At 68.2% G+C, this 13,200-nt stretch carries 15 protein-coding genes and 1 tRNA gene; 7 read left to right on the top strand and 9 right to left on the bottom strand.

Translation table 11 applies throughout. From position 1 onward, the window contains the following. Window positions 1-13: 13 nt before the first annotated feature. On the bottom strand, window positions 14-916 hold the full coding sequence (locus W7S_RS01870; protein WP_009954780.1) for an STAS domain-containing protein: 903 nt from the start codon (window positions 914-916) through the stop codon (window positions 14-16). A gap of 179 nt (window positions 917-1,095) precedes the next feature. On the opposite strand from W7S_RS01870, the gene W7S_RS01875 reads away from it, so the two are divergent. Together W7S_RS01875 and W7S_RS01880 are read left to right on the top strand one after the other, a co-directional pair. Further along, window positions 1,096-1,464 carry an STAS domain-containing protein gene (locus W7S_RS01875; protein ID WP_008263316.1) on the top strand — a complete coding sequence of 123 codons (369 nt, stop codon included), beginning with the start codon at window positions 1,096-1,098 and terminating at the stop codon, window positions 1,462-1,464. A gap of 20 nt (window positions 1,465-1,484) precedes the next feature. After that, on the top strand, window positions 1,485-1,985 hold the full coding sequence (locus tag W7S_RS01880) for a DUF6328 family protein (RefSeq protein ID WP_009954783.1): 501 nt from the start codon (window positions 1,485-1,487) through the stop codon (window positions 1,983-1,985). On the opposite strand, the gene W7S_RS01885 is transcribed toward W7S_RS01880, so the two are convergent. Then, window positions 1,986-2,678 carry an HAD family hydrolase gene (locus W7S_RS01885; RefSeq protein WP_014378937.1) on the bottom strand — a complete coding sequence of 231 codons (693 nt, stop codon included), beginning with the start codon at window positions 2,676-2,678 and terminating at the stop codon, window positions 1,986-1,988. It lies immediately after the preceding gene. Between the two features lie 322 nt (window positions 2,679-3,000). Between W7S_RS01885 and W7S_RS01890 the strand changes: the two genes are divergently transcribed. After that, on the top strand, window positions 3,001-3,303 hold the full coding sequence (locus tag W7S_RS01890) for a DUF4193 domain-containing protein (protein ID WP_008263321.1): 303 nt from the start codon (window positions 3,001-3,003) through the stop codon (window positions 3,301-3,303). A gap of 120 nt (window positions 3,304-3,423) precedes the next feature. Further along, a complete protein-coding gene (locus tag W7S_RS01895) occupies window positions 3,424-4,008 on the top strand; it encodes a restriction endonuclease (RefSeq protein WP_008263324.1) in 585 nt (194 codons plus the stop codon). 45 nt (window positions 4,009-4,053) lie between these two features. Here the strand turns inward: W7S_RS01895 and W7S_RS01900 are convergent, their stop codons facing one another. The 5 genes from W7S_RS01900 to ponA2 all read right to left on the bottom strand — a co-directional run bounded on the left by W7S_RS01900 (window position 4,054) and on the right by ponA2 (window position 9,641). Further along, window positions 4,054-4,743 (bottom strand): GAF and ANTAR domain-containing protein, encoded by a 690-nt coding sequence (locus W7S_RS01900; protein ID WP_009954787.1) that lies wholly within the window; start codon window positions 4,741-4,743, stop codon window positions 4,054-4,056. A gap of 201 nt (window positions 4,744-4,944) precedes the next feature. Continuing rightward, a tRNA-Pro gene (locus tag W7S_RS01905) sits at window positions 4,945-5,021 on the bottom strand. Window positions 5,022-5,082: 61 nt separating this feature from the next. Then, a complete protein-coding gene (locus tag W7S_RS01910) occupies window positions 5,083-6,189 on the bottom strand; it encodes a PLP-dependent cysteine synthase family protein (RefSeq protein ID WP_014381696.1) in 1,107 nt (368 codons plus the stop codon). Beyond that, a complete protein-coding gene (locus W7S_RS01915) occupies window positions 6,186-7,145 on the bottom strand; it encodes a metallophosphoesterase (RefSeq protein ID WP_008263336.1) in 960 nt (319 codons plus the stop codon). Before W7S_RS01915 ends, W7S_RS01910 begins: the two co-directional genes overlap by 4 nt. A 63-nt stretch (window positions 7,146-7,208) precedes the next feature. Continuing rightward, window positions 7,209-9,641: a transglycosylase/D,D-transpeptidase PonA2 gene (ponA2, locus tag W7S_RS01920; RefSeq protein WP_008263338.1), complete on the bottom strand. Its 2,433-nt coding sequence runs from the start codon at window positions 9,639-9,641 to the stop codon at window positions 7,209-7,211. 352 nt (window positions 9,642-9,993) lie between these two features. Between ponA2 and W7S_RS01925 the strand changes: the two genes are divergently transcribed. Then, complete coding sequence (locus W7S_RS01925) at window positions 9,994-10,344, top strand: WhiB family transcriptional regulator (RefSeq protein ID WP_008263340.1); 351 nt, start codon at window positions 9,994-9,996, stop codon at window positions 10,342-10,344. 12 nt (window positions 10,345-10,356) lie between these two features. On the opposite strand, the gene W7S_RS01930 is transcribed toward W7S_RS01925, so the two are convergent. Then, complete coding sequence (locus tag W7S_RS01930; protein ID WP_008263342.1) at window positions 10,357-11,487, bottom strand: ArsA family ATPase; 1,131 nt, start codon at window positions 11,485-11,487, stop codon at window positions 10,357-10,359. Beyond that, window positions 11,484-12,503 carry an ArsA-related P-loop ATPase gene (locus W7S_RS01935; RefSeq protein ID WP_008263344.1) on the bottom strand — a complete coding sequence of 340 codons (1,020 nt, stop codon included), beginning with the start codon at window positions 12,501-12,503 and terminating at the stop codon, window positions 11,484-11,486. The genes W7S_RS01930 and W7S_RS01935 overlap by 4 nt, the downstream gene beginning before the upstream one ends. Before the next feature lie 63 nt (window positions 12,504-12,566). On the opposite strand from W7S_RS01935, the gene W7S_RS26650 reads away from it, so the two are divergent. Both W7S_RS26650 and W7S_RS01940 read left to right on the top strand, forming a co-directional pair. Further along, a complete protein-coding gene (locus W7S_RS26650) occupies window positions 12,567-12,728 on the top strand; it encodes a DUF4177 domain-containing protein (RefSeq protein WP_008263345.1) in 162 nt (53 codons plus the stop codon). 2 nt (window positions 12,729-12,730) lie between these two features. Further along, entirely contained in the window at window positions 12,731-13,198 is a 468-nt protein-coding gene (locus tag W7S_RS01940) for a RidA family protein (protein ID WP_008263347.1), read from the top strand. Window positions 13,199-13,200: the final 2 nt, after the last annotated feature.

A 13,200-nucleotide genomic window follows, 5' to 3' on the forward strand; every position in this document is an offset into this window, starting at 1 on the left:
GCGTTCCTAACCGTCACCCGGTCTGCTCGCCGGTGCGAGTCACCTCGTAACCCAGCAGCCGCTCGGCTTCCTCGATGCCGCCCTGCAGGTCGCCGACCGCGTTCATCTTCGACAGGTCCAGGCCGATCGTCACCAGCGTCAGCGCGATCTCCGAGGACAGGCCGGTGATGATCACGCTGGCACCCATCAGCCCCGACGCGTCGACGGTCTGCACCAGGTGGTTGGCCACGGTCGAGTCGATGGTCGGCACACCGGTGATGTCGATGACCACCACTTTCGCGCGGTTGGCCCGGATGGCACGCAAGAGCTGCTCGGTGACCTGGCGGGCGCGCTGGCTGTCCAGCACACCGATGATCGGCAGGATCAGCAACTGCTCACGCACCTGCAGCACCGGCGTCGAGAGCTCCCGGATCGCCTCCTGCTGCTGGCGGATGATGCGCTCACGTTCCTGGACGAAGCTGACCGCCACGGTGTTGGCGATCCGGTTGGCCGCCGGCTCGTAGGCGTCCAGCACCCGGTTGAGCATCTCGAACTCGGTCTGGTACTTCTCGAACAGCGAGCGGGCCAGCACGTCGCGGAGCAGCAGGACGATGCCGACGACCTCGTCGGTTTCCACGCCCCGTGGAATGATGCGTTCGGACAGGTCGCGGGCGTAGGCCTGCAGCGCCTCGACGCTACCGGTCTCGAGCACCTCGACATAGTTGTCGTAGACGGCCGTGGCCTCGGAGAAGAGCTCTTCGGGCGTCATCGCGGTGAGCAGCTCGGCCTCGGTGATGCGGCGGGCCCATTCCTCCCGCAAAACGGTCCGATTCTGCCGCAGGTGCTGAACGAGCTGAGGCAACAGCCCCTCGCTGGAAATGCCGACGACTTGCGCTGCGGTGCCGGTACTGGTGAAATCCGACGTCGAATCTGACATATGGCCTCCCCAGGCCTCCCGAGTACACGTCACGCACTGCGGTCTGCAGTTCCTTTTTGCGAGACTAGCCTGGGTTGTCGCGGGCCACGTGTAGAGGGCATATTCTTCTCGCAGTTCATAACGCAGGCTAGGGTTGAACCACGCTCGAGGCATTCAAGGCCCAGGACAAAGGATTGCCATTGTCAGCTCCTGATTCGATTACCACGTTGGTTGAGGACCACGACGGCGTTTCCGTGGTCAGTGTCAGCGGCGAAATCGATTTGGTCACGGCTCCTGCCCTGGAACAGGCCATCGGCGCGGTCGTCGCGGAGAGTCCCACCGCACTGGTCATCGATCTCTCGGCGGTGGAGTTCCTGGGCTCGGTGGGGCTGAAGATCCTGGCCGCGACGTACGAGAAGCTGGGCAAGGACACCGGGTTCGGCGTGGTCGCGCGCGGCCCGGCCACCAGGCGGCCGATTCATCTGACCGGTCTGGACAAGACCTTCCCGCTGTATCCGACGCTCGACGACGCGCTGACCGCGGTGCGGGACGGCAAACTCAACGGCTAGCAACCGGGGCGCCGGCAGCCATGGGTGTCGATCATCCGGAAGACGACCAGCAATGGGACCGCAGCCAGCGCGGTGAAACCGAAATCGAACGGCTGGACCGCAATTGGAACAGCCTGCTGCAGGAGTTGCGCGTGGTGCAGACCGGCGTGCAGCTGCTCACCGGGTTCTTGTTGACGCTGCCGTTCCAGCAGCGCTTCGACGTGCTCAGCGGACCGATGCGGATCGTGTACCTGGTGACGGTGGGGTGTTCGGTGGGCGCAACCGTGCTGCTGATCGCCCCGGTCGCCATTCACCGGCTGCTGTTCCGGCGGCACCGCCTCCAGGCGCTGGTGTCGGCCGCGCACCGGTGTGCCTACGCCGGGCTGGCGTTGCTGGGCACGGCGCTGACCGGGGTCACGGCAATCGTCTTTGTCGCGGTGGCCGGGGCGACGGTGGGGTTCATCGCCGGAGCCTGCGCCCTGGCGCTGTTTGCCATCTTCTGGTGGGCGTTACCCCTGACGCTGCGCACGCACGGAATGTAGTCAGCGGCCGGGCGACAACTCCGCGATCCGGGTGGTTTCCAGATGGTCGAGCAGGTCCTGCGGATCGGCGAAGATCGGGGCGGCCCCGGCCTCCTGCAACTCCGCGCGGGAGATGCCGCCGCTGAGCAGCCCGATGCAGGGCACTCCCGCGGCCGCCGCGGCGTGCGCGTCCCAGACGGCGTCCCCGACGAAGACGGCGTGCCGGGCATCCACCCGGGCCCGGTCCAGCGCCACGTGCACGATGCCCGGTTCGGGTTTGGCGGTGTCGACGTCACGGGACGAGGTCGTCTCGGAGATGACGTCATCGCAATCGAGCACCTTGCGCAAGATCGCCAATTCGTCCTCGGGCGCCGAGCTGGCGAGCACGACCTGCAGTCCCAGGTCCGCGACGCGGCGCAGCAGGGCGCGGGCCCCGGGCAGCGGTTCTGACAACGCGGTGATCTCGCGGTAGTAGTGGCTGTGCTTGTCGCTGAGCCGCTCCTGCACGTCGTCGGGCGCGTCGTCGGACAGCGTCCGCACCAGCGTTGAGCCGTCCATGCCGATGCGGCGGTGGATCTGCCACGACGCCACCACGATGCCTTCGGCGTCGAACGCGCGCCGCCACGCGTGGACGTGCAGGTAGTTGGAATCCACCAGGGTGCCGTCGACGTCGAACAGGACGGCGGGGGCGCCCGCATCGGGTCGCAACGTCATGTGGTGGGCATACCCACGCCGGGCCGGGCTGACACCGGCCGGCGGCTGAGCGGCGTGGCGGCGGCGACCCGAGCCGCCGCTCCGTTGCGAATAACGCTGGCATTCAACGGATCTCGCGAGCGACCGCGTTGGGTTGCCCCGGCGGCGTCCGGTCGGCGACGCCGGGACGCCGGGGGGACCCGCTGGCGCGTAAGCGGATGCGTGCGGCGGCCGAAATTCTTGCCCCAGATCGGTGTAGGGCGCGCGTGAACGGGGTACTGCCTGCGCCACGGGTGAGTACAGCAAAGTGCGTCAGCCCGTCTGAGAGCAGGGAGGAACTCCGATGGCGACCACCACTGACTACGACGCACGCCGTGTATCCGACAACGACACCCAGGACAAGTCCTCGCTGCGCGAGCTGGCACCGACCCTGCGCGGGGCCGGCACCACCGTGGCCGACGAGGATCCCAACGATGTCCACTTCTTCGAGCTGCCCGGCGCCGACCTGTCCGGGGAGGAGCTGACGGTGACCGTGATCCCCCAGCGGGCCGACGAGTTCACCTGCTCGAGTTGCTTTTTGGTGCAGCACCGCAGCCGGTTGCGTCGCTCCAGCTCCGGCCTGCCGGTCTGCGCCGACTGCGCGTAACGCGCCGATAGCGCCCCGGCCGCGGCGTGGCGCCGTCTCGCGCCTGCGCCGAAATGTCACAGGCTTGAACTAGGTTCATCGGACAAGTCTGCGTCGGCGCGAACGGCACGTTGAGGAGTCATGGAGAAGGTTCTCGGGTTGCTCCTCCTGCTGGGGTTAGCTCTCCCTTGGTATTTCACGCAGCAGGCCACCGGCAGCCCGCCGGCGGGGTTTTTGGCCGGCCTCGGCGGGCTCGCGCTCGCGGTCGCCGTGCTGTGGTGGCTTTCGGTGCAGCGGGACCGCCGTCAGGCCGACGCCCACCGCCGCCGCGACCTCAAACACGCGAAATCCCGGCTGCGGGCCATCGACCGCATGTCCGGTACCGAATTCGAGGAATTCGTCGCCGCCCAGCTGCGCGTCGCGGGTTACACCGTCACGCCGACCGCGAGCACCGGCGACTACGGGGTGGACCTCATCGCCAAAAGGGGCGGCGTCCGCATGGCGGTGCAGTGCAAAAGGCTGGCCAAGGCCGTCGGCGTCGCCGCGGTGCAACAGGTCGTTTCCGGGTCGCGCCACCACGGCTGCAATCGGGCGGTCGTGGTGACCAACCAGACGTTCACGAAGGCGGCCCGCCAATTGGCCGGCACCCATCAATGCCGGCTGGTCGGGCGCACCCAGCTGCAGAACTGGACGCGGGTGGCGCCCCTTCCCGTGCGGGGGAACTAACGGCCGCGAGATGCCCTGGGCCGCAGCGCGTTCGGACGGCGCGCCTCAGCGCCGGGTGGTGTCCTCGATGACCCGGCGCGCGATCTCGCGCAGCGGGGTGTTCGTGCTCTGCGACAGTTTGATCAGCGTGTTGAACGCCGTGTGGTCATCGAGGTCGTAGCGCTCCATCAGAATGCCTTTGGCCTGCCCGATGGTGTCGCGGGTGCTCAGGGCCTCCCTGAACTGTTGGGTGCGGACGACGTTGCTCCACGCCAGGGCGCCCAGCGCGGCGAAGACGGCGGCCACCCGGCGGGAATCGTCGGAAAAGGCGTGCGGGCGTTCGGCATAGAAGTTCAGCGCCCCCATGCTGAGCTCGTCGGCGTACATCGGCAGTGACAGGACGCTGCGCACCGGCGTGTACGCGAGGGCGTCGGCCTGATACTTCGGCCAGCGCGAGTCGCTCCCGAGGTCGTCGATGACGACGACTTTCCGGGTCCACGCGGCGTGCACGCACGGCCCCTCGAGGTGGCGTTGCTGGAACTCGTCGAGCAACCTGGCGCAGTCGTCGGTGACCGAGGGGGTGCTGACCTCGTTCTGCCGGCTGGTGACCGTGATCCCCGCCTCCTGCGCCCCGGGCACCCAGCGCGCCGCCGCCCTGGTCAGCTCGTCCAGCACCCGAGGGAAGTCGGCCGCGTCCGCCGAATAGATGGCCCGCAGAACGTCGGTGAGCAGGGTGAGATCGTCGAAATTGGTCACTGAATGTCGCCTTCGTGCGTCGAGACCGGTTCCAGGCAAAACCCGCGCCGTTTTCTCCCAGCCTGCGGTCTCGCGAGGCGATCATTTGTCAGTTATGACGGCGACGAATGTCAATGCTGTCTGCTCAGCATTACGGTGAGATCCACTATATCGGCCGGGTTTTGGGTGATTGCGACCGACACCGGACGAGCAAAACCTAAGTGGTCGGGGTGGCGGGATTCGAACCCACGGCCTCTTCGTCCCGAACGAAGCGCGCTACCAAGCTGCGCCACACCCCGCCTGAAGCTCCGACAGCCTATCGCACCGGGCCAGCGGCTCGCCAAACCGCGGTGCGCCACGTCACTCCCACGAGCAAGAACGCTCGAACTCGACCAGCGCCCGGGCCGGGCCCGTTGGGTCCAGTCCCTGCGCCGCGACCCACTCGTCGCTGAAGTAGGTGTCGCGGTAGCGGTCGCCGCTGTCGGCGAGCAGCGTCACCACCGAACCGCTGCGGCCTTCGGCGACCATCTCGGCGAGCAGGCCGAACGCGCCCCACACGTTGGTGCCCGTGGACGGTCCCACCCGGCGCCCCAACACGGCGCTGACGTGGCGCGCGGCGGCGATCGACGCCGCGTCCGGGACGGCCACCATGCGGTCGACCACGCCGGGGAGAAACGACGGCTCCACCCGCGGGCGGCCGATGCCCTCGATGCGCGACGAGGTGGGCATCAGAACGTCGTCGCGGTCCTCGGCGTAGGCGGGAAAGAAGGCGGAGTTCTCCGGGTCGACGACGCACAACCGGGTGGCGTGGCGGCGATAGCGGATGTAGCGCCCGATCGTGGCGCTGGTCCCGCCGGTGCCGGCGCCGACCACGATCCATTCCGGGACGGGGAAGCGCTCCTCGCGCATCTGCTCGAAGATCGACTCGGCGATGTTGTTGTTGCCCCGCCAGTCGGTGGCGCGTTCGGCGTTGGTGAACTGGTCCAGGTAGTGCCCGCCGGTTTCGCGGGCGACGCGCTCGGCTTCGGCATACACCTCGCTGGAACTCTGCACGAAATGGCAACGGCCGCCGTGGGCTTCGATCAGCGCGACCTTCGATGCGCTCGTCGCCGCCGGCATCACCGCGACGAACGGTAGCCCCAGCAGGGCCGCGAAATAGGCCTCCGACACCGCCGTCGAACCCGACGACGCCTCGACCACCGTGGTGCCCTCGTCGATCCAGCCGTTGCACAGGGCGTAGAGGAACAACGAGCGGGCCAGCCGGTGCTTGAGGCTGCCGGTGATGTGGGTGGTCTCGTCCTTGAGGTACAGCGCGACGTCGACGTCGGTGCTCCACGCCGACGGCAGCGGATAGCGCAGCAGGTGGGTGTCGGCGCTGCGGCGGGCGTCGGCGTGGATCAACCGGATCGCGTTGTCGGTCCAGCACCGTGAGCGGCTGCGGACCGCGATCCGGGTCCGGTCGGTCAACGCACCGAAGCTGTTGGCTGCGAACGGCTCAGGTCGCTGGCCGCGTCGCGGTCGCCCATCGGGGTGGAGATCAGCGTCAGCATGGTCGCCTCGGGCCGGCAGCAGAATCGCACCGGCGCGAACGGCGAGGTGCCCATCCCCGCGGAGACGTGCAACTGCATGTGCGCGCCCCACCGCGACGGCCCCTTCGCGCGCGAGCGGTCCAGGCCGCAGTTGGTCACCAGGGCGCCGTAGAACGGCAGGCAGACCTGTCCGCCGTGGGTGTGCCCGGCCATCACCAGTTGATAGCCGTCGGCGGCGAAGCGGTCCAGCACCCTGGGCTCCGGGGAGTGGGTCAGTCCCAGCCGCAGGTTCGCCGCGGGGCTGGCCGGGCCCGCGATGGTGTCGTAGCGGTCCCGGTCGAGGTGCGGGTCGTCCACGCCCGCGGCGGCGACGTGCAGACCCGCCACCTCGAACTCGCGCCGGGTGTGGGTGAGGTCGAGCCAGCCGCGCTCGGTGAACGCCGCCCGCAGGTCCTGCCAGGGCAGCGGCTCGCCGCGGACCCGGTGCGACGGGTTGGTCACGTAGTTCAGCGGGTTCTTCAGGCGCGGCCCGAAGTAGTCGTTGCTGCCGAACACGAAGACACCCGGCCGCGACAGCAGGTCGCCCAGGGCCTGGACGACCGCCGGGACGGCCTTCGGGTGGGCCAGGTTGTCGCCGGTGTTGACCACCAGGTCCGGCTCCCAGCCGGCCAGCTCCCGCAGCCACGCCTGCTTGCGCCGCTGGCCGGGCGTCATGTGGAGATCGCTGATGTGGAGCACGCGCAACGGTGTGGAACCCGGGCTCAACACGGGCATGGTGATCTCGCGCAGGACGAAGGCGTTGCGCTCGATGATCGCGGCATAGCCGAGGCCGGCGACGCTCGAACCGAGCGCCGCGGCACCGGCACGTATCAGGACGGGCATAACGTTCGCCATGATGGCAGCCTACTGCCGGTCGCGGACGGGCAGCGTATCTCGTGCGTCACGACGCAATCAGATTTACGGGGGCGGCGCACCGGGCGGGGCCGGCGGTGGCGGCGCCATCAACGGGATGGTGATCGGCGGCAGCCCCGGAATCTCGACGACCTGCGAGCCGACCGGCACCGGCGCCCCTTCGGGCGGCGGCGGCGGGGCGGGCGGGATGCCGTTGCTGACCTGAATGGTGATGATCGAGCCCGGAATCGTCGCGCCGCTCGGTGTCGTGCCGACCACCTCGCCCTGCTTCGCGCTGCTGTTGACGAAGTTGTTCTGGTCGGCGACCTGGAAGCCGGCCTCCTTGATGCGCGCGCGTGCCGCGTCGATGTCCAGGCCCGCCACGCTCGGCACCCGCGACCCGGGGGAGCCGTCGACGTAGCGCGGGTCGGTGGGCGGCAGTTGCACCGGGCCGAAGTTGGTGGCGATCGGTTTCATCGCGGTGAACCACGTGCGCGCGGGCTCGTTACCGCCGTAGAGGTCGCCCTCGCCGCAGTGCCGCAACGGGGACGAACACAAGTCCGTGGGGTTGGTGGAGTCATCGTAGATGTAGTTGGCCGCCGCGTAGTGGTTGGTGAATCCGACGAAGCCCGAGGAGCGGTGGGCTTCGGTGGTGCCCGTCTTACCGGACATCGGCAGGTCCCAGCCCGCCGCGCCGGCCGAACCGGACGCCGTGCCGCCGCCCAACGCGTCCTTGCTCATCGCGTTGGCCAGTGTGTTGGCCAGCCCCTCGGGGACCACCTGATCGCAGGTCTCGGTCGTCACCGCGACTTCGTTGCCCTTGCGGTCGACCACCTTGTCGATCGGGTTCGGCGGGCACCAGGTGCCCCCCGAGGCGAGCGTGGCCGCGACGTTGGACAGCTCCAGCGCGTTCACCTCGATCGGGCCCAGGGTGAACGATCCGATGTTCTGCCGTTTGACGAAGTCGGCGAGGCTCTCGTTGCTGTCGGGGTTGTAGTCGCGGGCGGTGCCGGGGTCGGCGTAGGACCGCAGCCCGAGTTTGATCGCCATGTCCACCGTGCGCGTCACCCCGACCTGCTGGATCAGCTTGGCGAACGCGGTGTTGGGTGAGGTGGCCAACGCGTCGGTCACGTTCATCGACCCGCGGTAGTTACCGGCGTTGACCACGCACCAGTTGTCCTTCGGGCAGCCCTTGGCCCCGCCGCTACCCATGCCCTTGGCCTGGAACCGGCCGGGCACCTCGAGGGTGGCGTTGATGCCCATCCCCATGTCCAGGGCCGCGGCCGTGGTGAAGATCTTGAAGACGGATCCCGCGCCGTCGCCGACCAGGGAGAAGGGTTGCGGGCGCATGGTCTGACCGGCGTCGACGTCCAGCCCGTAGGTGCGGTTGCTGGCCATCGCCATCACCTTGTGCGACGTCTTGCCGGGCTGGATCACGCTCATCACGCTCGAGATGCCCGGCAGCGTCGGGCTGGCGAACTTGTCGATCGCCGCCTTGACCGGCAGCTGCACGTCCGGGTCCAACGTCGTCTTGATCAGGTAGCCGCCCCGGGCCACCTGTTCCTTGCTGATCCCGGCCCGGGAGAGGTACTCCTGCACGTAGTCGCAGAAGAACGCCCGATCGCCCGCCGCGATGCAGCCGCGGGGCAACTCGTTGGGCTGCGGCAGGATGCCCAGCGGCGCGGCCTTGGCGGCCTGCAGCGCCTCGGCCTCCTGCGGGATGTTCTCGATCATGGTGTCCAGCACCAGGTTCCGCCGCGCGAGAGCGCCCTCGGGGTTGGTGTACGGGTTGAGCGCGCTGGTCGATTGCACCATGCCCGCCAGCAGCGCCGCCTGCTGCCAGTTCAGGTCGGAGGCGTTGATGCCGAAGTAGGTCTGGGCGGCGTCCTGCACGCCGAACGAGTTGTTGCCGAACGAGACCAGGTTCAAATACCGCGTCAGGATCTCGGGCTTGGTGAAGGTCTTGTCCAGCGTCAGCGCCATCCGGATCTCGCGCAGCTTGCGCGCCGGGGTGGTTTCCACCGCCGCGCGCTTCTCCGCGTCGGTCTTCGCGGTGACCAGCAGCTGGTAGTTCTTGATGTACTGCTGCTCGATGGTCGACCCGCCGCGCGTGTCCACGTCACCGCGCGCGTAGCCCGCCAGCCCGGTCAGGGTGCCCTTCCAGTCCACCCCGTTGTGGTCGGCGAACCGCTTGTCCTCGATGGAGACGATCGCCAGCTTCATCGTGTTGGCGATCTTGTCGCTGGGCACCTCGAACCGGCGCTGCGAATACAGCCACGCGATGGTGTTGCCCTTGGCGTCGACCATCGTCGTCACCGCCGGCACCTCGCCCTCGAGCAGCTGCGCGGAGCCGTTGGCGACCACTTCGGAGGCCCGATTGGACACCAGCCCTATGCCGCCGGCGACGGGAAACAGGAGTGCGGTGGCGACGACGCTGGCCAACAAACAGAACCCCGCGAGCTTCAAGATCGTGAGCGCGGCCGGGGGGCGGTCTGACATGGCTACTACAGTAGCGGCCCCCAGTCACGCCGCCACGCTGCAACTTCGCCCAAAAATTTCGGCGCCCGGGCCCCTCGGGTGCGCACCCAGAATTTGCGATTGCGTCACAGGTCAGACGGGTAGCCCAGTGTGCAAGATCACTTTCCCGCCGGATTTTTTGGACGAGACGGCACGCTCGTCCCAAAAAAAGCGTTATCGGACTGTTGCGCAATTGGCACCTGACCACCTAACTTAGACACACGGTGAGATTCAGGTAACACCGATGTACATGGTGAGGCGTAGATCGCAGGGTTGGATCTGCACCCAAGGAGGGCGGCCGTGACGGGCGGCCGGTAGGGAAAGGGAACGATTCGTGTCACCAATACGGCCGGCGGCGCGTAGGACAAACATCGCAGCCGCACAAGGTGTACTCCGCAGCGTCGATGCTGAAGAACGGATCGCTTGGGTCTCGAAGGCGCTCTGCCGCACGACCGATCCCGACGAACTGTTTGTCCGTGGCGCGGCCCAGCGCAAGGCGGCAGTGATCTGCCGGCACTGCCCGGTGATGCAGGAATGCGCGGCAGACGCGCTGGACAACAAGGTCGAGTTCGGGGTGTGGGGCGGCATGACCGAGCGGCAACGCCGCGCGCTGCTCAAGCAGCACCCCGAGGTGGTGTCCTGGGCGGACTTCTTCGACAAGAGCAGAAGCCGCACCGCGGGCTGACCGAGTGGGGCCCTAGGCGACCGACGTGATCTGGTCGGCGAGGGCCCGCAGCGCTTCCAGATCCGACACGTCAAACGGCAGCGAAGGAACGCCGATGACCGGCACGTGCGGATTGGCTCCGGTGAATCGGGAGAGCAATCTGACTTCCCGCTTGGCGGTCTGCGCGCGGTCGGCATGAATCCGCAGCACGGCCGCGGCCAGCGACGCGGCTTCGGAATCGGTGTCGTGCTCCAGCATCTCGGTGGCGTCGATCGCCCGCTCGGCCGGTAGCGAGCACAACGTCGGATGCGTGCGGTTCAAGACCAGCCCGGCGAGCGGCATGCCTTCCTGCGACAGCCGGTCGACGAAGAAGGACGCCTCGCGCAACGCGTCGGGCTCGGCCGCCGACACCACGACGAATTGCGTGCCACGCCTTTTCAGCAGCGCGTACGTGCGGTCCGCCTTTTCCCGGAAGCCGCCGAAGGTGGCGTCCAGCGATTGCACGAACGCGGCGGCGTCGCCGAGCATCTGTGAGCCCAGGATGGTCGACATTGCCTTCATGGCCAAACCCATTGCGCCGGTGACCAACCGGCCGATGCCGCGGCCCGGCGCCAGCAGCAGCCGCCACAACCGGCTGTCCATGAAGCTGCCCAGCCGCTTCGGCGCGTCCAGGAAGTCCAGCGCGTTGCGCGACGGCGGGGTGTCGACGACCACCAGGTCCCAGCGATCCTCGGCCAGCAGCTGGCCCAGCTTCTCCATCGCCATGTATTCCTGCGTGCCCGCAAGCGAACTGGCGACGGTCTGATAGAACTGGTTGTCCAGAATCGCTTGTGCGCGACCGGGTCCGGAGTATTGGACCACCATTTCGTCGAAGGTGCGACGCATGTCGAGCATCATCGCGTGCAGCTCGCCTTCAACCTCCGCCGCCAGCGGGACGCGCTGCGGCGTGTTGCCGAGGTCGTTGACCCCCAGCGCCTGGGCCAGCCGCTTGGCCGGATCGATCGTCAAGACGCAGACGTTGCGGCCGTATTCGGCGGCGCGCAGGGCGATCGCGGCCGCGGTGGTCGTCTTGCCCACGCCGCCCGCGCCGCAGCACACCACCACCCGGTTCGACGTGTCGGCCAGGATAGCGGCCATATCAAGCGGTTTCGGCGTGGTGCTCATCGAACTCCTTGCTGTGCAAGCGATTCCGACAGTTCGTAAAGGCTGCCCAAATCGACCCCGTCGGAGATCGCCGGAAGTTGTAGCCGCGGGACTTTCAGCGCGTCGAGCTGTTGCGCGATCTCGGAGCGGGTGGCGATCACGGTCGCGTGCTCGATGGTCTCGGTCAACAGGCCGGCGAAGTCGTTGTCGTTCAACGTGATTCCGGACTTTTCCAGCCCGGCCCGCACCGAGTCGGCGTCGACGTCCCCCTCGGCGGCCTTCGCCAGATCGGCCGGTTGCAGGTAGGAGGGGATGTTGCGGTTGACGATCACGCTGCCGATCGGCAGCTGCATGTCGGCGAGCTCCTCGATGGCCTCGAGCGTTTCCTGGACGGGCAGCGCCTCCAGCAGGGTGACCAGGTGAATGGCGGTCTGCTCGGAGTGCAGCAGCTTCACGACGCCGTCGGCCTGCGAGTGCACGGGGCCGCCCTTGGCCAGATCGGAGACGGCCTTGGTGACATCGAGAAACCGCGCGATCCGTCCCGTCGGGGGCGCGTCGACGACGATCGCGTCATACACCGGGAGCCGGTTCTTGTCGACGCGGATCACCGTCTCTTTGATCTTCCCGGTGAGCAGCACGTCGCGCAGGCCGGGCGCGATGGTCGTCGCGAACTCGATCGCACCGATGCGGCGCATCGCGCGGCCGGCGATGCCCAAGTTGTAGAACATGTCGAGGTATTCCAGGAATGCGGCCTCGATGTCGATCGCCAGGGCGTTGACCTGGCCGCCGCGTTCGGCGGTCGCGATCTTCACCTCCTGATAGGGCAGGGGTGGGACGTCGAAGAGTTGCGCAATCCCTTGGCGGCCCTCGACTTCCACGAGGAGGACTTTGCGGCCGCCGGCCGCCAGCGTGAGCGCCAGCGCCGCCGCGATCGTCGACTTGCCGGTACCGCCTTTGCCGGTCACAAAATGCAAGCGGGCCTTGGTCAGGCGCGCCGGCCAGCCGACGGCGCTGCCGCCGCTCGAAGTGGTTGCCACCTTCGCATGCTAGCCCGGCCGGGCTGGCCGGAGCGGTTCACCTCCGACCGATAAGCTCGCCGCATGAGCCAACCGACCGCCTGGGAGTACGTCACCGTCCCGTTGCTGACGCACGCCACCAAACAGATCCTCGACCAGTGGGGCGCCGACGGCTGGGAGCTGGTGTCCGTGCTGAACGGCCCGACCGGCGAACAGCACGTCGCCTACCTCAAGCGCCCCAAGTAGAGATGAGCGCCCAGCCTTCCTGGAAGGCCCGACTGGCCGAGCTCGATCTCGCGCTGCCGGAGGTGGTCGCGCCCCTGGCCTCTTATGTGCCGGCGGTGCGCACGGGCGACCTGGTCTACACCGCCGGCCAGCTGCCGATGCGGGCCGGGAAGCTGGCGGGCACCGGCAAGCTCGGCGCGGAGGTCACCCCGGACGAGGGCAAGGCGCTGGCGCGGATCTGCGCGCTCAACGCGTTGGCGGCGGTCGATTCCCTGGTGGGCATCGACTCGGTGACCCGAGTGGTGAAGGTGGTCGGCTTCGTCGCATCGGCTCCCGGGTTCAACGGCCAGCCCAGCGTCATCAACGGCGCCTCCGACCTGCTCGGCGAGGTCTTCGGCGACCGGGGCGCGCACGCGCGCTCGGCGGTCGGCGTCTCCGAGCTGCCACTGGACGCGCCGGTGGAAGTGGAGCTGATCGTCGAGGTCGGCTGACG

This window comes from Mycobacterium sp. MOTT36Y, assembly GCF_000262165.1.
GTDB lineage: Bacteria > Actinomycetota > Actinomycetes > Mycobacteriales > Mycobacteriaceae > Mycobacterium > Mycobacterium intracellulare.